The 19,197-nt window shown below is 69.3% G+C and carries 15 protein-coding genes and 1 tRNA gene; 9 read left to right on the forward strand and 7 right to left on the reverse strand.

Going from position 1 to position 19,197, the window contains the following annotated elements; translation table 11 throughout:
- Positions 1–948: 948 nt before the first annotated feature.
- From JT362_RS34515 to JT362_RS34525, 3 genes are all read right to left on the reverse strand, one after another.
- Complete coding sequence (locus tag JT362_RS34515; RefSeq protein ID WP_260196146.1) at positions 949–1,857, reverse strand: hypothetical protein; 909 nt, start codon at positions 1,855–1,857, stop codon at positions 949–951.
- A gap of 101 nt (positions 1,858–1,958) precedes the next feature.
- Positions 1,959–3,260, reverse strand: coding sequence for an ABC1 kinase family protein (locus JT362_RS34520; RefSeq protein ID WP_260196168.1), 1,302 nt, complete (start codon positions 3,258–3,260; stop codon positions 1,959–1,961).
- A 5-nt stretch (positions 3,261–3,265) separates the two neighbouring features.
- Positions 3,266–4,378, reverse strand: a complete 1,113-nt coding sequence (locus tag JT362_RS34525; RefSeq protein WP_260196147.1) for a ThiF family adenylyltransferase — start codon at positions 4,376–4,378, stop codon at positions 3,266–3,268.
- Positions 4,379–4,469: 91 nt separating this feature from the next.
- On the opposite strand from JT362_RS34525, the gene JT362_RS34530 reads away from it, so the two are divergent.
- Positions 4,470–5,030: a M48 metallopeptidase family protein gene (locus tag JT362_RS34530; RefSeq protein WP_260196148.1), complete on the forward strand. Its 561-nt coding sequence runs from the start codon at positions 4,470–4,472 to the stop codon at positions 5,028–5,030.
- Positions 5,031–5,075: 45 nt separating this feature from the next.
- Here the strand turns inward: JT362_RS34530 and JT362_RS34535 are convergent, their stop codons facing one another.
- The gene (locus JT362_RS34535) at positions 5,076–6,392 is read right to left on the reverse strand and encodes a zinc-dependent metalloprotease (RefSeq protein WP_260196150.1); all 1,317 of its coding nucleotides are present in this window, start codon (positions 6,390–6,392) and stop codon (positions 5,076–5,078) included.
- Between the two features lie 80 nt (positions 6,393–6,472).
- Here JT362_RS34535 and JT362_RS34540 point away from each other — a divergent pair, with 80 nt between their 5' ends.
- The gene (locus tag JT362_RS34540; RefSeq protein ID WP_260196151.1) at positions 6,473–7,570 is read left to right on the forward strand and encodes a YlbL family protein; all 1,098 of its coding nucleotides are present in this window, start codon (positions 6,473–6,475) and stop codon (positions 7,568–7,570) included.
- 260 nt (positions 7,571–7,830) lie between these two features.
- Here the strand turns inward: JT362_RS34540 and JT362_RS34545 are convergent, their stop codons facing one another.
- A complete protein-coding gene (locus JT362_RS34545; RefSeq protein WP_260196152.1) occupies positions 7,831–8,361 on the reverse strand; it encodes a PPA1309 family protein in 531 nt (176 codons plus the stop codon).
- Between the two features lie 143 nt (positions 8,362–8,504).
- Between JT362_RS34545 and JT362_RS34550 the strand changes: the two genes are divergently transcribed.
- The gene (locus tag JT362_RS34550) at positions 8,505–11,480 is read left to right on the forward strand and encodes a UPF0182 family protein (protein ID WP_260196153.1); all 2,976 of its coding nucleotides are present in this window, start codon (positions 8,505–8,507) and stop codon (positions 11,478–11,480) included.
- Between the two features lie 1,215 nt (positions 11,481–12,695).
- On the opposite strand, the gene JT362_RS34555 is transcribed toward JT362_RS34550, so the two are convergent.
- Complete coding sequence (locus JT362_RS34555; protein WP_311202791.1) at positions 12,696–13,100, reverse strand: histone-like nucleoid-structuring protein Lsr2; 405 nt, start codon at positions 13,098–13,100, stop codon at positions 12,696–12,698.
- Between the two features lie 389 nt (positions 13,101–13,489).
- A tRNA-Met gene (locus tag JT362_RS34560) sits at positions 13,490–13,566 on the reverse strand.
- Positions 13,567–14,335: 769 nt separating this feature from the next.
- Between JT362_RS34560 and JT362_RS34565 the strand changes: the two genes are divergently transcribed.
- The 6 genes from JT362_RS34565 (at position 14,336) to JT362_RS34590 (ending at position 19,174) form a co-directional block, all read left to right on the forward strand.
- Positions 14,336–14,836, forward strand: a complete 501-nt coding sequence (locus JT362_RS34565; protein WP_260196154.1) for a PadR family transcriptional regulator — start codon at positions 14,336–14,338, stop codon at positions 14,834–14,836.
- A 48-nt stretch (positions 14,837–14,884) separates the two neighbouring features.
- Positions 14,885–15,988: a peptide chain release factor 2 gene (gene prfB / locus JT362_RS34570; protein WP_260196156.1), complete on the forward strand. Its 1,104-nt coding sequence runs from the start codon at positions 14,885–14,887 to the stop codon at positions 15,986–15,988.
- Between the two features lie 131 nt (positions 15,989–16,119).
- A complete protein-coding gene (ftsE, locus tag JT362_RS34575; protein WP_260196158.1) occupies positions 16,120–16,809 on the forward strand; it encodes a cell division ATP-binding protein FtsE in 690 nt (229 codons plus the stop codon).
- A 65-nt stretch (positions 16,810–16,874) separates the two neighbouring features.
- Positions 16,875–17,777, forward strand: coding sequence for a permease-like cell division protein FtsX (gene ftsX, locus JT362_RS34580; protein WP_260196159.1), 903 nt, complete (start codon positions 16,875–16,877; stop codon positions 17,775–17,777).
- A gap of 30 nt (positions 17,778–17,807) precedes the next feature.
- The gene (gene smpB / locus JT362_RS34585) at positions 17,808–18,284 is read left to right on the forward strand and encodes an SsrA-binding protein SmpB (protein ID WP_260196160.1); all 477 of its coding nucleotides are present in this window, start codon (positions 17,808–17,810) and stop codon (positions 18,282–18,284) included.
- Positions 18,281–19,174 carry an amidohydrolase family protein gene (locus tag JT362_RS34590; protein WP_260196161.1) on the forward strand — a complete coding sequence of 298 codons (894 nt, stop codon included), beginning with the start codon at positions 18,281–18,283 and terminating at the stop codon, positions 19,172–19,174. Before smpB ends, JT362_RS34590 begins: the two co-directional genes overlap by 4 nt.
- Positions 19,175–19,197 lie beyond the last annotated feature (23 nt).

Raw genomic sequence — 19,197 nt, forward strand, 5'->3', positions numbered from 1 at the left:
GAGTACTGGTGATCATGCTGACTCCGTGGTTCGGGTTCGACCGGATCGGTGTTGTCGACGGTCCTTGGTGATCGACGCGCAGAGCAATTACGCCGAGCTGTGGCGCGAGGAAATCCGACTCGCTGGGCTCGCGCGGCGGCCATCGCGTCCGCACTGATCGAGACCGGCGGGTGTCCTCAACGACCTCGTCGTCGACAAATGCGAGCCGTGCGGGTTCTCGAGCTGCGCCCCTGGCCAGAGGACGGCAAACTCCGTGATGGTGGAGGCCGGCCTAATGGCGTAGCGGCCGAAGCCTGACCACCCCCGATTTCAGAAAATGCGCACCAGCAGCGACGGCGGCGCGTTCGGCAAAGCGGCCCTGTGGCGTGGCCGTGGCCTCCACCACGGCGAGGCCATCGATCTTGCCGTTTGAATCAGCGACGGGTGCGTCGGTCGGAGCGGTGAAGCTTTGTTACCTGGGTCGTGTCGATGGGTCCTTTGCTGGTGACGCGATGGATCGGGGTGGCCGCTGGGCGCGTGAGCCTGGTGCCGACGTGTGTGGTGGACGGTGGATGTCATCGGCTTCTTCGTGACCTTTCGTGAAGGAGGTGCGGAGGCCAGTGCGGAGGGAGGTGGTCGGTTGTTGGGATGAGGTTGAAGTTGTTCATTCGATTCGGGGGGCTGGCGTCTATTGGAATGGTGGCAGTTGGGGAATCGTGTTCATGGATCGCAATCCGTGGGGTTTTGATCAATCGTGGACATCGTGTTGAGTGGTTGTCAGGCTTTGCCACGCGGACCCATCTTTGGGTTTGGTGTGGGTCTCTTGTATCGATGACGAAGTTTGCTGGGCGGGCGCTTTCTGGGTGGAGATGGGCTTGATTTGTTGGTAGCTCGGTTGTCGGTGTGGTGTCGGGGGATGGTTGGCGAATCTGGCCTCGGAGTGGTGGGAACTGGTGGTCGTGAGGGCGGTTATCGGCGGTGGGGGTTCTTGCTGGCGTAGGTGAAGGCGTCGACCAGTTCTGCGACGACGTCGGTGGGGTGGGTACTCAGGCGGGCCGGGTCGGTGTGGAGGACGGTGATGCCGGCGGCCGCCAGGAGCGGTTTCGCTTGTTCGGTGGTCGGGAGGGGGTGGTGCTGGGCGCCGAGGTTCCAGGCCAGACCCGCTTCCGGCCACCATGCGTCCGCTACGCCCAGTTTCGTTCCTTTCGCGGTGTGGAGGGGGACCTGCCAGCGTGGCGGGGGGAGTGGGGCGGAACGGAGCAGCCGGGTGGCCAGGGCCTGAATGAAGGGGACCACCTCGTGGTCCTTGTCGGCGAGTAGGGCTCGGGGGCCCGCGCTGCCGCGTTGGTTGCCGACGTTCAGCTCCTGTCGCAGGTCGGCGATGGTGCAGCTGCCGGCTTGGACGGGAGCGAACAGGGTGGTTCTCAGGCGCTCGCGGTCGCGTTCGTGGCGGGCGGCGTCGGTGGTGGCCCGGGCCAGGGGAGCGGTGGGTAGGCCGTTGCGGCGGACGGGCGTGGGGAGGCGGGTGGTGCGTTCGACCGTCACGTACGAGCGGCTGGTTGCTCGGCGGGCGGCGGGCACGAGGACCAGGACCTCGTCGCTCTGGGGCACGGGGACGCCGTGGGCGGTGATGGCGTCGGTGCCGGTGAGGACGGCCTCCGCACCCGCGTACGTGAGGGCGGCGCGAACGCGCTGGCGTCGGGTCGGCGGGGTGTTGGAGAGCAGGACCACGCCGGGTAGCAGGCGTTGCCAGGGGCCGGAGGGACGGCATCTGACGGCGATGGCGTGCTGGGTGAGTCCGGAGGCGCGGAGGTCGGCGCTGCGGATCACCGCGTCGGGGGCGGCGGGGCGGTGTCGGGCATGGGCGGGGTTTGTCATGCCTCGATCATCGGCCGGGTTCTGGGGTGGGGCCAGGGTGGGCGCGAGGCTGTGGACAACTCGGCGGAGCGAATGTACCGATTGGTTGGGGAGACCCCTGTCTACGTGCTGAAACCTGGTTGCCAGCGGGCCATGAGATCGCGGACGGGGAGCTCGGCGTCCAGTTGGCAGAGGATGCCGGTCGAGCCGCCGAGCACGCGGTGGAGCAGCAGGTACTGCGGCGGGAGGTTCAGCGACCGGCCGGTGCGGAAGTCCTGGCCGCGCGTGTCACCGACCCGCAGCGCCTGCTTCTGCATCCACCTGCGGGTGAAGTGGAACGTCTCGGTGCGCACCGGCTCCACGAACGGCGCCAGGTACGCGTACACGTGATCGGCGTTCAGCTCCTGGTCGGGCCGCACGAACTGCTCGGCGCGCAGCAGGTCGAGCAGCGCGCACGACTCGCCGTCGAGCGCGAGCCGGAGCATCCGGCCGTGTGCCTCGGGGAGGCCCTCGGGCAGGCGCGCCACCGCGCCGAAGTCGATCACGCACAGGCGGCCGTCGTCGGTCAGCATGAAGTTGCCGGGGTGCGGGTCGGAGTGCAGCATGCCGACCCGCGCGGGCGACGAGTAGTGGAACTCCGCCAGCAGGTACCCGGCGCGGTCGCGTTCGGCCCGGCTGCCGTCGCGGATGACCGACGCCAGCGGGCGACCGTCCACCCACTCGCTGACCAGCACCTTCGGTGCGCTCGCCACGACCCTGGGCACGAGCGTGTGCGGGTCGCCGGCGAACTCCTTGGCGAACGCGCGCTGGCTCGCCGCCTCCGACCGGTAGTCGAGCTCCTCGCTCATCCGGTCCGACAGCTCCTGCAGCAGCGGCTTGACCTCGGTGCCCGGCACCAGCATCTGGAACAGCCGGCTGAACCGCTGCAGCTGCCGCAGGTCGGACAGCAGCGCCTCGTCCGCGCCCGGGTACTGCACCTTCACCGCGACCTCGCGGCCGTCGTGCCAAACCGCGCGGTGCACCTGGCCGATGCTGGCGGCCGCGGCCGGGGTCTCGTCGAACGAGGAGAACCGGTCGCGCCAGGAGCGGCCCAGCTGCTCGGTGAGCACCCGGCGGGTGGTCTGGCCGCTCATCGGCGGGGCGGCGGACTGCAGCTTCGTCAGCGCCTCGCGGTACGGCTCGGCCATCTCGTTCGGCACCGCGGCCTCGAACACCGACAGGGCCTGGCCGAACTTCATCGCGCCGCCCTTGAGCTGCCCGAGCACGGCGAACAGCTGCTCGGCGGTCCGCGCGGACAGTTCGGCGCTCACCTGCTCGGCGTTCTGCCCGGCCAGGCGTTTACCCCAGCCGCCGACCGCTCGGCCGGCGACTCCGAGCGGGATGCTGGCGAGCCGCGCCGTGCGGGCCGCGGTCTTTCGAGGCATCTCCGTCACGCCCTCGATTGTCTCAACTCCTCGTTGGTGTTCGCAGCAACATCGGAGCAGCATCGTGAGGAACCGCACGAACACGAAGGGTGTGGGATCCAGCTGCGGTGTCGGACCGCGGCGGCTCCCAGGTCGAGCTCGACGGTCGCCTCGCAGGTGCGCGGCGCTGTGGCCGAGCCGCTGAGCCAGCTCAGCCCGTCCAACGCCTGGGTGGCCGCGAACGCGGCGGTCGCCTGGGTGCTCGCCAGGTCGGCCAGCTGCACCTGCCCGGCCAGCTGCAGCGCGACCCTCGGCCAGTACTCGTCGAGGTCGCACCGGTGCAGGTCGGCGCACAACAGGCAGCTGGTGTGGCCGGGCACGACGAACGGACCGACGATGCCGATGCCGTCGCGCATCCGCGCGTTCAGGTGCGGCACGTTCGCCTCGTTGAGCGCGGTGACCCAGGCCGGTTCGTGCACCAGCGTGTCGGTAAGGATCACCAGGTCGGGGCGGCGATCGGCGCGGAACGCCGTGGTGCGCACGCCGGCGTCCACCCGCGCGACCGCGTTCCTGGCGGCGGTGCCGCGCCGACGGCCGACATCCTCGGGCCGGTACCCGGTGCCGGTGTCCTCGGGGCGGACCGTGCCGGTGGCCTCCACGTGCACCCAGCCGACACCGGCCGCGGCGAGCAGGCAGGCGACCGACACCGCCAGCCGCCCGTCGCCGCGCACGGTGACCGCGTACCCGCGCCGAACGGCCGGTTCGTCATGGCGGACCGGAGCCGTCCTCGGGGCGTCCGGACCGTGATCCAGGTCGGCGGCTGCCCGCATCGCGGCGGCGGCCCGGTCGCCCGCCAGCCGCCCCGGTAGCGGAACCGGCTGTCTGGACGCGTCCTCGACCAGGCCGCGAGTGGTCAGCGCGATGAGCGCGTTGCGCATCGTGGGGCCGTGCTCGGCGACGAGCTCGTCGACGTCGCGGTTGCCGGCGAGCCGCTGCAGGGCGGCGACCACGGGTTCGGTCAGTGCGGTGAGCACGGCGGCGAGCCGAGGGTCGAGGCCGACCTGCACCTCGTGCGGGCCGCGGCGGAGTATCCGCAGGTCAGGGATGGCGCGTGGGCGCCTGGGCAGAGTGGATTCCATGCTTCGAGGCTGCCCGTCCGGCGGTCCGTCCCCAAACGGTTGTCCACAGGCTCGACACGTTCCCGCAAATCTGTGGATCGGTGCTCCCGCGATGTCGGTGCTTGGTCGTAACGTGACTACCGTGTCCAAAACCCGCGTCGAGGTGCGGAGGAGCAAGCGCCGCACCCGCACCGTCACCGCGTATCGCGAAGGCGACACGCTGGTAGTGCTGATCCCCGCTCGGCTGTCGAAGGCCGAGGAGGCGCATTGGGTCGCCGAGATGCAGCGGAAGCTGTTACGCGGCGAGACCAAGCGCCGGCCACCGACGAAGCAGTCCGACGCGACCCTGCTTCGCCGGTGCCGTGAGCTGTCCGCGAAACACCTGAACGGCCGGGCCGAGCCGACGAGCGTGCGGTGGGTGGCGCCGATGCGCACCCGCTGGGCGTCGTGCACGCCCTCCGACGGCTCCATCCGGGTCAGCGAGCACCTGCGCGAGGTGCCGTCCTGGGTGCTGGACTATGTGCTCGTGCACGAACTCGCCCACCTGCTGGTGCCCGCGCACAACGCCAGGTTCTGGGAGTTGGTGCGGGACTACCCGAGGACCGACCGGGCCATCGGCTACCTCGAGGGCCTGTCCGCGGCGGCCGGCTGGGGGATCACCGGAGAGGACTGAGTCCAGCGCGGGGTGCGGTACGAGGCCCGCACCCCCGCCAAGGAGCTACTTGTCGTCGTCCTCGCGCTCGGCCCGTTCGGTGCGCTCGATCGCCGCGATCGGGTCGTCGATCGGGTCGCCGCCGGCGGACGCACCGGCGAGACGGTCGGCGAAGTCCATCGGCTCGTCCAGGTCGTCGGCCGTCGGCACCAGGTCGGGGTGCGCCCACACGCCGTCGCGGACCTCCAGGCCGTGCCGGTCGCCGACCAGGCGCCACAGCGACGCGGCCGCCCGCAACCGCCGGGGCCGCAGCTCGAGGCCGACGAGCGTGGCGAACGTCTGCTCCGCCGGACCTCCGCTGGCGCGGCGGCGGCGCAGGGTCTCGCGCATGGCCTCCGCGCCGGGCAGGCGGTTGGTCACCGCGTCCCCGACGACGACGTCGACCCAACCCTCGACCAGGGCCAACAGCGTCTCCAGACGCTTGAGGGCCGCCTGCTGCTCGGGCGTGGTCTCCGGCTCGAGCATGCCCGACTTCATGGCCTCCTCGATGGACGCCGGGTTGGTCGGGTCGACCTGGGTGGCCAGCTGCTCCAGCGCGGACGTGTCCACCCGGATGCCGCTCGCGAACTCCTCGACGGTGGCGAGCAGGCGCTGCCGCAGCCACGGCACGTGTGCGAACAACCGCTGGTGGGCGGCCTCCCGCGCGGCGAGGAACACCATCACCTCGCTGCTCGGGCGCTCCAGGCCCTTGGTGAACTCCTCGATGTTGGCCGGCACCAGCGCCGCCGTGGCCGGCGGGCCGAGCGGCAGGCCGATGTCGGTGGAGGTCAGCACCTCGGACCCGAGCTGGGCCAGCGCGTTGCCCAGCTGCGAGCCGAACGCCATGCCGCCCATCTGGCCGACCATCGACAGCAGCGGGCCGGCGGCTTCCTTGGCCTCCGCTGGCAGCGCCTCCACCCACGCGCCGGACACCTGCCTGGCCACCGGGTCACACAGTCGCTGCCAGGTGGGCAGGGTGTGCTCGACCCAGTCACGCGCGGTCCACGAGCGGGAGCTGGTGGCACCGGCCGGCAGGATGGTCACCGGATCGAGCCACATCTCGGCCAGGTGCACCGCGTCCTTGACCGCGTTCACCGAGTCGGGCGGCGGCCCGAAGCCGGGCTGGCCGGCGAGCTTCTGCAGGGCGATCTGCTTGGCCAGGTCGTAGTTGACCGGGCCGGCGGAGTTCCCCGCCTGGCTCAGCATCTGGCCCAGCTGGCTCAGCATCTGGCCGAGCTGGTTGAACGCCTCGGCCGGGTTCTCCTGCCCGCCCTGGCCGGACGAGTCCTTCTTGTCACGGTCCTCAGGGTTCGGCGGTCCGAAGCCGAAGGGAAACTCGGTCATACCTCACACGGTACGCGGCACGGGCCGATCGGTGACGCGCGGTGATTCGCTCGGCGAGAACAGGCCGTACCCTCTCGATCGTGAGCGACGCACCGACCACGCAGTCCCCCGCCGCACCCGAACAGCGATCCGGCCCGCGCCTGACCAGGCGGGGCTGGACGATCGTGCTCAGCTTCACGATCGCGGCGGTGCTCGGCCTGGTCGGTGGGCTCGTGCGGGTGCCGTACGTCTCGATCGGTCCCGGTCCGACCTACGACACCCTCGGCCGGGTGAACGACCAGGCCGTGGTGCAGGTCGACGGCGAGGAGACCTACGAGACCAGCGGCCAGCTGCGGATGACCACGGTGTCGGTGAGCGACGACATCAGCCTGTTCGGCGCGCTCGGCCTGTGGGTCAGCGGCCGGTACGCGCTCCAGCCGAGGGACGTCTACTTCGGCCCCGGGCAGACCGAGGAGGAGCTGGAGCAGGAGAACACGAAGATGTTCCAGAACTCGCAGAGCGCCGCCGAGGTGGCCGCCCTGCGGTACCTGGACTACCCGGTGCAGGTGGTCGCGCAGGAGATCACTCGTGGTGCGCCGGTCGACGGCGTGCTCGAACCGGGTGACCAGTTGCTCAGCGTGAACGGCAGCCAGATCGCCGTGCAGGAGGACGTGTCGGAGGCGCTGCGGGACACCAAGCCGGGGGACCAGGTGGCGATCACGTTCCAGCGCGGTGACGAGCCGCCCCGGACCAGCACGATCGAGCTCGGCAACGCGTCGGACTTCGGCGCGGGGGAGCGGTCGGAGGGCTTCCTGGGGTTGGCCCCGGTGGACCGCGCGGACGTGGAGTTCGAGACGACGATCCACCTGGAGGACGTCGGCGGGCCGTCCGCCGGCCTGATCTTCGCGCTGGCGATCGTGGACAAGCTGACCCCGGGGCAGCTGGAGGACGGCCGGACGGTCGCGGGCACCGGGGAGATCGACGTCAAGGGCAACGTGGGGCCGATCGGGGGGATCTCGTTCAAGCTGGTGGCGGCGAGCGAGGCCGGTGCCGACACGTTCCTGGTGCCGGCGAGCAACTGCGCCGAGGCGAAGGCGGACGCGCCGGACGGGTTGCGGCTGGTGAAGGTCGACACGCTGGCGTCGGCGGTGGAGGCGTTGGAGGACCTCGAGGCGGGTCGGACCCCGCCGAGCTGCTGAGTCGCCGCCCCGCGGCCGCGTCTCGCGGGTGAACGGCTCGCGGCCCGACCACGTCCCGGCCGCGATGGCCGGGACAGGACGTTGTGCGATCGCAAACGCCGAGGATCAGACCTGTCCGTGCCGGCAAGGGGGACCCCAAGATTCACACTATCCCGTGATGGCCGTCGGGTGGGGGTGCGCGGGCGTGGGCTGTGGACAACTTCGACGACCTCCGAAGCCTGTGGATGACTCCGGCTCGGAACGAGTGCTGGGCGGGTGGGTCAGCGTAGGGTCGTCAGCAGGGCATCGGTGAGGTTCGGGGCGAGTTCGGGGTGTTCGACGATGTCGTCGTCGTCCTGGTCGGGACCGCCGCGGAGGCGGAGCACGCAGGCGGTCGTGCCGTCCCGCAGCACCGCGGCGACCAGGCGGGCCTCCCGGCGGCGGGGGTGCTCGGCGGCGATGCGGCGCATGGCGTCCGACTCGGCGGTGGTGTCACCGGTCGGCAGGGTCGCCTCCGCCTCCGGGGGCAGCACGACGATCTCCTGCGCCAACGCACAGCCGTGCACGGCCTCCGGCCACATGATGCCGGCCAGCGCGTCGGCCAGGTCGCCGTCGGGCAGGGCGTCCTGGGCCACGGGGGTCAGCGGCGCGCCCTGGTCCACCTGGTCGGCCAGCTCGGGTTCCCGCTCCACCAACTCCGCTGTCGGAACCAGGGCGAACAGCTGGGGCGGCTGGTTCCACCCGGCCGAGGACACGAACTCCTCGACCTCACGGGTGAGCGCGGACAGGTGCTGGGTGGGGCTGACGGACATGGGCACCATCCTCACCTATCCTCGCCATCACCAAATCAGCACACCCGAACGGGAACCTGACAGGGCCGGAATAGAGTTGGACATCTAGGACAGCCTTGTGCCGTCCGCTCGGAGCTGACGAACGCGATCCAGGAGAGTGCACCGTGGCCACACGGCCCCCGATCGGGATGCCAAAACTTTCCCGACGCGCCAAGATATTGCTCAGCATCGCGGGTGCACTCATCCTGCTGCTGCTCGTGGGCGCCCGACTGCTCGACACCTACGTCGACTGGTTGTGGTTCGGCGAGGTGGGGTTCCGGTCGGTGTTCACCACGGTCCTGCTCACCAGGATCGTGTTGTTCTTCGCCATAGCCGTGCTGGTCGGCGGACTGCTCGCGGTCAGCCTGACCATCGCCTACCGCAGCCGGCCGGTGTTCGTGCCGGTCTCCGGCGCGGACGACCCGCTGGCCAGGTACCGCTCGACGATCGTGCAGCGGGTGCGGTTGTTCGGCATCGGCATCCCGGTGGTCGTCGGCCTGATCGCCGGCGCGACCGGCCAGGCGGACTGGCAGCCGGTGCAGCTGATGCTCAACGGCACCGCGTTCGGCACCACCGACCCGGAGTTCGGCAAGGACATCGGCTTCTACGCCTTCTCCCTGCCGTTCATCACCTGGCTGATCACCTGGCTCTACGTCGCGGTGATCATCTCGCTGATCGGCGCCGTGGTCACCCACTACGTGTTCGGCGGCATCCGCCTCGGCACCAGGGGTGACAACTTCTCGGTACCGGCACGGGTGCAGCTGTCGATCACCGCTGGCGTGTTCGTCGTGATCCTCGGCATCGACTACTTCTTCGACCGGTACGAGTTGCTGTTCTCCAACCGCAACGAACTGTTCGACGGCGCCACCTACACCGACCTCAACGCGGTGCTGCCGGCGAAGCTCATCCTGATGTTCATCGCCGGGTTCTGCGCGGTGGCCTTCTTCGTCGGCGCGTTCGTGCGCAACCTGCAGCTGCCCGCGATCGCGATCGTGCTGCTGATCCTGTCCAGCATCCTCGTCGGATGGGCCTGGCCCGCGGTGCTCGAGCAGTTCTCGGTGAAGCCGAACGCCGCGGAGAAGGAAGAGGAGTCGATCGAACGAAACCTCGTGGCGACCAGGAACGCGTTCGGGTTGACCGAGGAGCACGTCGAGTACACCGACTACGACGGCAGGCCGGACGGAACCGCGGACGAGACCGCACAGCTCGTCCGCGAAGACACGGGCACGGTGCCGAACCTCCGACTGCTCGACCCGAACATCCTGTCCCCGACCTTCACCCAGCGCGTCAGTGGCGAGAACTTCTACGGCTTCCCGGAGAAGCTCGACATCGACCGGTACGAGGTCGACGGCAAGGTGCAGGACTACATCGTCGCCGTCCGCGAGATCAACACCAACGGTCTGGCGGAGAACCAGCGGTCGTGGATCAACCAGCGGATGGTCTACACCCACGGCAACGGCTTCGTCGCGGCGCCGGCCAACAAGATCGACCGGGCGTTCAACACGGAGGACTCGGAGAGCGCCGGTAGCGGCAACCAGGGCGGATACCCGGTCTTCGAGGTCAGCGACGTGCAGGCGCTCGAGCGGGACGCCGAGATGAACATCCCGGTGGAACAACCCCGGGTCTACTACGGCGAGTTGTTCGCCGATCCCGACTACGCCATCGTCAACGCCCGGGGTGAGTACGACACCCCGACCGACAGCAACTACAGCTACGAGGGCGCGGGCGGGGTGCCTCTCGACAACTTCTTCGACAGGTTCGTGTTCTTCGCGCACTACGGTGAGCGGAACATCCTCTTCAACGGGGACATCGACGAGAACTCGAAGATCATGTACGACCGGGACCCGCGGCACCGGGTGGAGAAGGTCGCCCCCTGGCTGACCGTGGACGGGGACCCCTACCCGGCGGTGGTCGACGGACGCATCAAGTGGATCGTCGACGGGTACACGACGCTGGACAACTACCCGTACTCCAAGCAGACACCGCTCGGCGAGGCGACCGCGGACGCACTCACCGGCGTGGCCAGGCAGGAAGACCGGGACATCAGCTACATCCGCAACTCGGTCAAGGCGGTCGTGGACGCCTACGACGGCACCGTGACGCTGCACGCGATCGACGACAAGGACCCGGTGCTCAGGGCGTGGGAGAACGTCTTTCCCGGCACGGTCAGCCACGAGCTGCTGAACGACACGACCGGCAAGTTCGACGAGCTGAAGAGTCACTTCCGCTATCCGGAGGACATGTTCAAGGTCCAGCGGGAACTGCTCCAGCGGTACCACGTGGACAACGCGCAGGAGTTCTACCGCACGCAGACCTTCTGGGACGTCGCCCCCGACCCGACGGCGGGGAACGCGTCGGACGCCAACGCGGCGAAGCAGCCGCCGTACTACGTGCTGGCGCAGGCGCCCGGCCAGGAGGAACCCACCTTCCAGTTGCAGAGCGCGATGACGCTGCTGCAACGACAGTTCCTGGCCGCATGGGTCTCGGTGTCATCGGACTGGGATGAGTACGGGAAGATCAGCGTGCTGAGACTTCCCACGACACAGGGTCAAACCGAGGGCCCGGTGCAGGTGCAGAACACGTTCCAGACGACTGACGAGTTCACCCAGGACAGAACGCTGTTCGGTAACACGGATGTCGACGTGCGAAACGGCAATCTGCTGACACTGCCGGTGGCGGGCGGATTACTGTACGTGGAGCCGATCTATATCCAGCGAAGTGACGAGAACGCGTTCCCGCAGCTGGCGAGGGTGCTCGTGTACTTCAACGATCAGGTCGGGTACGGGTCGACCATCCAGGAGGCGTTGGCCGACATCTTCGGTGAGGGAGCCGGGCAGACCGCACCCGCGCCGGAGGAGGAGGAACAGCAGCCACCGGAGGACGGCGAGTCACCCCCGCCGACCCAGGGCCAGCCACCGCCGCCGGGTGGCGGTGGTACCGACTCCGAGCTGGACCAGGCGCTGCAGGAGGCGTCTGACGCGTGGGATCGCTGGCTGGCCGCGCGGGATGCCGATAACTACGCCGCCGAAGGCGAGGCGCTGGCCGACCTCGAAGCGGCGATGGCGGCTATCGACCAGGCCCGAGGCAACGGCGGAGGCTGACGACACCCGGCGAAGCCGATCTCGAGGAGTCTGACTGACGAGGTCCTGACGTCGATGCCCGGCATCGACGTCAGGACCTTGGCATGTGGGTGCGCATGCAGGACGCCTCGACGCGCTTGCGCTGCCTTCAGCGCCCACCGCAGGGGGGTGGCTGAACATGGGGGCTGGTGGCGCGTTCGGCCGCACTGTGGATGCCGGTGGGTTGGCCCCGTTCGACCGTGGGGTGGGTTGCTGGGGTTGGCGCCGTTCGATGGTGGAGTGGGTGTCGCTGGGTAGGCGTGGTTCGTCGGTGGGTGGGTCGCTGGGTAGGCGTGGTTCGTCGGTGGGTGGGTCGCTGGGCTGGCCCCGTCCATCGCTGGGGTGGATGCCGGTGAGTAGGCCGCGGACCGCGTTGACCTCGCCGGCCAGGTCGTTATCGAGCCGGGTCAGCACGTTCAGCTCGGGCACGGCTTCGTTGTCGACGTCGACCGGTGCAGCGTGTGGGGCGGGCGTCGTCGACGATGCTGATGGGGTCGGTCTTGGCGCGGCGTGGGTGGATGTCGGCGGTCTAGCGCATCGCCAGTCGGGCGGACGGGCATGTGGTGGCGCGCCGCGCGGGCGAACGGGACCGGTAGCGCTCGGACCGTCGCGCCGGTTGGACGACCGTGACCAGCAGCTGGCTGGCCACTGGGCGGGCTTGTCGAACACGGTCCGCGGTCGGGTCGCTCCTCAGTAGCGGCAGCGCGTCGTGCAGCCGTCGCTGTCCGGGTCGGGATTGACCGCGTGGTGCGTGCACGCTACGGGTGGCTCAGCGACGCTTGGACGGACGCTTGCGATCCCCCCGGGAGGCTGGGAGCCGGGGGCCCCGGAACGCGCATCAGGCGTGGAACGAACGGGCTCGGACACGAGCGGGCGAGTGGCCGAGGGGGGCGCTCCGGCGAGCCGGTTGGGGGCTATTCGGGGTGGGGGTCGTGGCGGCGGCGCATGCGCATTCTTCGATTTGTGACGGCCGCCGTGGTCGAGTGCGCGGTCGGTGTTGGTTCGAGAAATGGTCGAACATCGGCCGGGGTCACGGACAAGCGAAGAACGGCCCCTCGGGGGACGAGAGGCCGTTCTCACTTATCGAGAACTCGCACCCTACGGGCGCTGGCGGGCAGGGCGCCTGTTATCTACTGTGGACACTCGAGCCGATCGGCCGGGTCCACGGCGGGCGTGCGGTCGAACGCGCCCGAGGAGTCAGCCCTTCTTCGCCCGGGTGCGCCGCTTGGTCGCCGGCGAGGTCGCCTTCGGCTTGGTCTCCGCCTGGGCGGCCTTGTACGCCTCGACCACGTGCGAGGGGATCCGGCCACGGCCGGCCAGCTCGAAGCCGTTCTCCTGTGCCCACTCCCTGACCTGCGCAGCCTCGTTGGCACTCGCTGCCTTGCTGCCGGCAGCCGGGCGGGTACCGCGCTTGATCCGACCGCCGACCCGCCGCGCCGACTCGACGTACTCCGACAGGCTCTCGCGCAGTCGCTCGGCGTTCGCCTCGGTCAGGTCGATCTCGTAGGTGACGCCGTCGAGACCGAAGAGGACGGTCGTCACGTCCTGCGAGCTCGTCCCGTCGAGATCGTCAACGAGCTGAACCAATACCTTCTGTGCCATTCGGTTGCTCCCTCGACCGCCGCGCACGAACAATCGTGCACACCCGTTGGTTTGTGACGGAACAGTAGCAAATATCTTCCTCGACCCTGGAACGAACGTCTGACGTGCGGTGTTCCCGCTAGTCCAGATGTCCAGACTCGAGCCGGCTGTCCCGTAAGTGATAGCGCCCGGGGGCGCTTTTGTTCGCCGATATCCTGCCTGGCTTCGTCCCGACCGTCCACACCGGAGCCGCCTTAGGGCAGAATTCTGTGGTGTGACGTCGGTTACCCGGAGCCGGCTCTGGTCCGGGGTGGACGTGGGTGCGTCGTCACCGGTGAGGTTCTGAGGAAGGTGCCCATGTATGACAACAGCCGGACCGACGTATCATCGGTCCGGCTGTCGCCATCTCTTGGTAGCGGGGACAGGATTCGAACCTGCGACCTCTGGGTTATGAGCCCAGCGAGCTACCGAGCTGCTCCACCCCGCGCTGTTGTGTCACTAACTATACATGCCTTCGGAGGGCCGTGTACGGGGCCCCCTGTTTGGGGTCTGACCTGCGGGTTTCCGCTCTGGCGAGGTCTGCGGTGTCCGAGTTCGGCGCTCGCGGGAACGGGGGGCGTCGTCCGATGTCGAAGCGATGGCCGTTCGGCGCATGGATCGGATCGGCTCGACGGCCGTCGCGAGGGGGGGGGTGGGGTTCATCCCGGAGCCTGTCCACACAGGACCACCTCGGCGCTTGGCGCACCGCGTTGGTGCGAATGCCGTACACAGGTGACTGTCCGCCTCGCACGCACCTCCTGTCGCGGCGGGACGATGCGCGTGCATCCGCACGGGCGTTTTCCGCTCCGGAGGGCGGAAGCCGGTTCCGGAGAGCCTCGCCGTCACATTTGTACCCGGATGGAGTAGTGCCCGTTTCCGCCGTGATCGTGGCCGTCGGGCGGTGTCGGTCGGGGCCGAGTGCGGGGCGCGATCACGGTTGCGGCAAGGGCGATCCCCGGCGATTTCGGTGCCACGACTGGCCCGGACGCGCGCGCGCTCGTGACCGTTCTCGCTGGTACGGGGATCGTCGCCGTGTTTCCGGGTGACATGTCTTTTGCGCGGCTAAGAATTTTTGGGCCACGCAACGGGGTCGGCGAAACTCGGCGTACAGTTCGACTGGACTCCCGCTCAACAGTCCCAAAAGCCCCCGTCGCGCCACAGTGGACAGATGCTCGGCCACTGTGGACACCGACGCCTGTTCGTGGCACGGTGGAGTGGTGTCTGAACTGAATGCAACCGCCGCCGCCCTACTGGGGCTGCTGCACGACGGCCCGGCAACCGGTGGACAGCTGGTCTCGGCCGCCCGTGACCGATTCGGCTCCTTTTTCAGCGTCACCCGGAGCCAGGTTTACCGGGAACTCCCGGCGTTGGCCGACGCGGGCCTCGTCCGGCTGGGGAAGCAAGGCCCGCGTTCGAGCCAGCAGTACGTCGTGACGGCTGCCGGCAAGAAGGCGTTCAAGAGCTGGCTCGCCAGCGAGCCGGGCCCGGACCACCTCCGCAGCCCGCTGATCCTGCGCCTCGTGCACGCGAACGCACTGACCGTCCGCCAGCGCACCGCCCTGATCGACTCGGCGAAGCGGATCTACGCCGAGGAGCAGGACGCGCACAAGGCAGCGGTGAAGGCCGCGGAGGACCCCTACGCCAAGGCCATCGCCGAGTTCGGGGTCGCCCGCGCGAAGGCGGTGCTCAAGCTGCTGGACGCCATTCCCATCTCCTGAGTCGGTCGGCGCCCGGGTTCACGACTTCGCCGAGTAACCTCTTGAGACGTGAACCCGGACGTCGCAGCTGACCTCAACGATCTGTCCGACACCCTCGCCGGAGTCGAGCAGGTGTCGGACCTGGCCGCGCTGCGCTCGCAGATCGCCGATCTCGAGCAGCAGGCCGCCCGGCCGGACCTCTGGGACGACCCGGAGTCCGCGCAGCAGGTCACCAGCGCGCTCTCGCACAAGCAGGCCGAGCTCCGCCGTCTCGAGGAGCTGCGGCAGCGGCTGGACGACCTCGGGGTGATGTACGAGCTCGCCGAGGAGGAGGGCTCAGCCGAGGAGTCGGCCGAGGCAGACGAGGAGCGCGCCCGGCTCCGCGCCGACATCGCCTCCCTCGAGGTCCGCACCCTGCTCTCCGGCGACTACGACGAGCGTGACGCCCTGGTCACCATCCGTTCCGAGGCGGGCGGGGTGGACGCCGCGGACTGGGCCGAGATGCTCATGCGCATGTACCTGCGCTGGGCCGAGCGGCACGGCTACCCGGTCGAGGTCTACGACACCTCCTACGCCGAGGAGGCCGGCATCAAGTCGGCCACCTTCAAGGTCACCGCGCCCTACGCCTACGGCACCCTCTCGGTCGAGCAGGGCACCCACCGGCTCGTGCGCATCTCCCCGTTCGACAACCAGGGCCGCCGGCAGACCTCGTTCGCCGGCGTCGAGGTGCTGCCGTTCGTGGAGGCCGTCGACCACGTCGACATCCCGGAGAAGGACATCCGCATCGACGTGTTCCGCTCCTCCGGCCCCGGCGGGCAGAGCGTGAACACCACCGACTCCGCGGTGCGCATCACACACATCCCGACCGGCATCGTCGTGTCCTGTCAGAACGAGAAGTCGCAGATCCAGAACCGGGCCGCGGCCCTGCGCGTCCTCCAGGCCAAGCTGCTCGAGCGCAAGCGCCAGGAGGAGCGGGTCGAGATGGACGCGCTCAAGGGCGACGGCGGCTCCAGCTGGGGCAACCAGATGCGCTCCTACGTCCTGCACCCGTACCAGATGGTCAAGGACCTGCGCACCGAGTTCGAGGTCGGCAATCCGGGCAGTGTCCTCGACGGCGACCTCGACGGCTTCATCGAGGCCGGCATCCGCTGGCGCCGGACCCAGGTGGCGTGACCGGGCGCCCTGGCCCGACATCTGATCGCCAAACGGGTGCCGCGGGCCGCTGACCGCCGGAAACGTACCGCTGGCCGCCTGATCTCGCCTTCACAACAGCCTGATAACGGGCGGAGGTAGACTCGCGCCTCGTGATCCGGCTCGAGCACGTATCGAAGGTGTACAAGACCTCGACGCGTCCCGCGTTGCAGGACGTGTCCGTCGGGGTGGACAAGGGCGAGTTCGTCTTCCTCATCGGGGCATCCGGCTCAGGAAAATCCACGTTCCTGCGCCTACTGCTCCGCGAGGAGGTGCCCAGCCGAGGCCGGGTGTACGTGGCGAACTTCGACGTCGCCAGGATGGCCCGGCGCAGGGTCCCCCGCCTGCGCCAGTCCATCGGCTGCGTGTTCCAGGACTTCCGGCTGCTGAACAACAAGACCGTCCACGAGAACGTGGCGTTCGCGCTCGAGGTCATCGGCAAGCCGAGGAACACCATCCGCAAGGTGGTGCCCGAGGTGCTGGAGCTGGTCGGCCTCGAGGGCAAGTCGGCGCGGATGCCGCACGAGCTCTCCGGTGGCGAGCAGCAGCGGGTGGCGATCGCCCGCGCGTTCGTGAACCGGCCGCTGATGCTGCTGGCCGACGAGCCGACCGGAAACCTGGACCCGGACACCAGCCAGGACATCATGCTGCTGCTGGAGCGGATCAACCGCACCGGCACCACGGTGCTCATGGCCACGCACGACCACTCGATCGTCGACTCGATGCGCCGCCGCGTCGTCGAGCTCGACCTCGGCCAGGTCGTCCGCGACGACTCACGCGGCGTCTACGGCGTCGGCCGCTAGGCTCCCGCCCCCGAGTCCCCACTCGGCCACCCCCGACCGTCCAACCCCGAGGACACTTTCCCCCGATGCGTGCCAGCTTTGTGTTCAGTGAGGTGCTGACCGGCCTCCGGCGCAACGTGACGATGACCGTGGCGATGATTCTCACCACGATGATCTCCCTCGCGCTGCTCGGCCTCGGCCTTCTGGTCGTCCGGATGGTCGACAACACCCAGGACGTGTACGAGGACGAGGTCGACGTCAACGTCTACCTCACCAACGACATCAGCGCGAACGACCCCGAGTGCGCGCAGGACCCCTGTGCCGGCCTGCGCGCGCAGCTGGAGTCGGACCCGGCTGTCGAGGTGGTCAGCTTCGAGAACCGGCAGCAGGCCTACGACCGCTTCCAGCAGATCTTCGAGGCCCAGCCGGAGCTGCTCAAGCTCGTGCGGCCCGAGTCGCTGCCGGCGTCGTTCAACGTCCAGTTGAAGGACCCGAGCCGCGCGGACGTGATCACGCAGACCTACTCCGGCAGCGTGGGCGTCGACTCGATCGTCGACGAGAGCGAGTTCCTCGAACGGTTGTTCAACGTGTTCAACGGTGTACGGGACGTGACCTTCGCGGTCGCGCTGGTGCAGGCCGTGGCCGCGTTGCTGCTGATCTCCAACACCGTGCAGGTGTCCGCGTTCACCAGACGCACGGAGGTCAACATCATGCGGCTGGTGGGCGCGACCAGGTGGTACACCCAGCTACCGTTCCTGCTCGAGGCGGTGGTCGCCGGCCTGATCGGCGCGATCCTGGCCATCGGGCTGCTGGTGGCGTTCAAGGCGTGGTTCTTCGACAGCGTGCTCAGCGGAGTGTTCTCCACCGGGGTGATCAGTCCGGTCAGCGGGTTGGACATCCTACTGGTGTCCCCATGGCTGCTGTTGACCTCGATCGGCATCTCCGCGACCACCGGATACGTGACGCTACGGCTGTACGTGCGGCAATAACCGGGTGCGCGGGCACGTAGAGTTGTCGTCATGTCCAAGGAACGCGGCCAGAAGGTCATCGCGCAGAACCGCAAGGCGCGGCACGACTACGCGATCCTGGACACCTACGAGGCCGGGGTCGCGCTGGTCGGCACCGAGGTGAAGTCGCTGCGGCTCGGCCGGGCCTCCCTGGTGGACGCCTTCGCCACGGTCGACGACGGCGAGGTGTGGCTGCGCAACCTGCACATCCCGGAGTACGTGCTCGGCACGTGGACCAACCACACGCCGCGGCGCACCCGCAAGCTGCTGCTGCACCGCAAGGAGATCGAGCGGCTGATCGGCAAGACCAGGGAGAGCGGGCTGTCGCTGGTCCCGCTGTCGCTGTACTTCAAGGACGGCAAGGTCAAGGTCGAACTGGCGCTGGCCAAGGGCAAGAAGGCCTACGACAAGCGCCAGGCGCTGGCCAAGCGGGACGCGGAGCGGGAGATCGCCAAGGTCGCCGGGCGGCGGGCGAAGGGCCGCCTGTGAACGATTCCGACGTCCCCGGGTTCGTCGCCTCGCTGGGGCTGCCCGGGCTCGTCGACCTGCACGTGCACTTCCTGCCGGAGCAGGTGGAGCGCAAGGTGTGGGCGTTCTTCGACCGCGCCGTCGAGGAGTACGGCACGCCGTGGCCGATCCGGTACCGGCTACCGGCCGACGAGCGGCTCGCGGTGCTGCGCGGGCTGGGCGTGCTGGCGTTCGCGCCGCTGGTCTACCCGCACAAGCCGGGCATGGCGGCGTGGCTGAACGACTGGGTGCTCGACTTCGCGGCCCGCACGCCAGGCGCGGTGCCGACGGCGACCATCCACCCCGAACCGGACGTCGCCGACTACCTGGCCAAGGCGCTCGCCGCGGGGGCGCGGTGCGTGAAGGCCCACGTGCAGGTCGGCGCGTACGACCCGCGTGACCCGGTGCTCGACCCGGCGTGGGGGCTGCTGGCCGAGGCCGGGGTGCCGGTCGTGGTGCACTGCGGGCACGGGCCGCTGCGTGGCGAGTTCACCGGCCTGGACGTGTTCGCCCAGGTCCTGGCCCGGCACCCGCGGCTGGTCGCGGTCCTCGCGCACGCCGGGGCGCCGGACTTCGCCGGCGCGCTGGACCTGCTGGCCCGGTACCCGAGGGCGCACCTCGACACGACGATGGTCGGCGTGCCGTTCAACGCGGCGGACCGGAGCCTGCCGGCGGACTGGGCGGCGCGGCTGGTGGACGTCGCCGACCGGGTGGCGCTGGGCACGGACTTCCCGAACATCCCGTACGACTACGCGGTACAGCTGGACGCGATCGCGTCCTGGGCGCGGGCCGACGACCGGCTCGGCGACGCGTTCCTGCGGTCCGTGCTGTACGAGACGCCGCGACGGCTGCTCGCTCTGGGCGAACGCTAGCCGGAAACAACCGGACCCCACCG

Source organism: Actinophytocola gossypii (genome assembly GCF_025165815.1).
Classification (GTDB): domain Bacteria; phylum Actinomycetota; class Actinomycetes; order Mycobacteriales; family Pseudonocardiaceae; genus Actinophytocola; species Actinophytocola gossypii.

Coding starts and splice junctions, on each gene's coding strand:
- JT362_RS34520 (WP_260196168.1), bottom strand. CDS start 3,260: ATGCCTCGAAAGACCGCGGCCCGCACGGCGCGGCTCGCCAGCATCCCG.
- JT362_RS34530 (WP_260196148.1), top strand. CDS start 4,470: ATGTCGGTGCTTGGTCGTAACGTGACTACCGTGTCCAAAACCCGCGTC.
- JT362_RS34555 (WP_311202791.1), bottom strand. CDS start 13,100: ATGGCACAGAAGGTATTGGTTCAGCTCGTTGACGATCTCGACGGGACG.
- JT362_RS34525 (WP_260196147.1), bottom strand. CDS start 4,378: ATGGAATCCACTCTGCCCAGGCGCCCACGCGCCATCCCTGACCTGCGG.
- smpB (WP_260196160.1), top strand. CDS start 17,808: ATGTCCAAGGAACGCGGCCAGAAGGTCATCGCGCAGAACCGCAAGGCG.
- JT362_RS34515 (WP_260196146.1), bottom strand. CDS start 1,857: ATGACAAACCCCGCCCATGCCCGACACCGCCCCGCCGCCCCCGACGCG.
- JT362_RS34535 (WP_260196150.1), bottom strand. CDS start 6,392: ATGACCGAGTTTCCCTTCGGCTTCGGACCGCCGAACCCTGAGGACCGT.
- ftsX (WP_260196159.1), top strand. CDS start 16,875: ATGCGTGCCAGCTTTGTGTTCAGTGAGGTGCTGACCGGCCTCCGGCGC.
- JT362_RS34545 (WP_260196152.1), bottom strand. CDS start 8,361: ATGTCCGTCAGCCCCACCCAGCACCTGTCCGCGCTCACCCGTGAGGTC.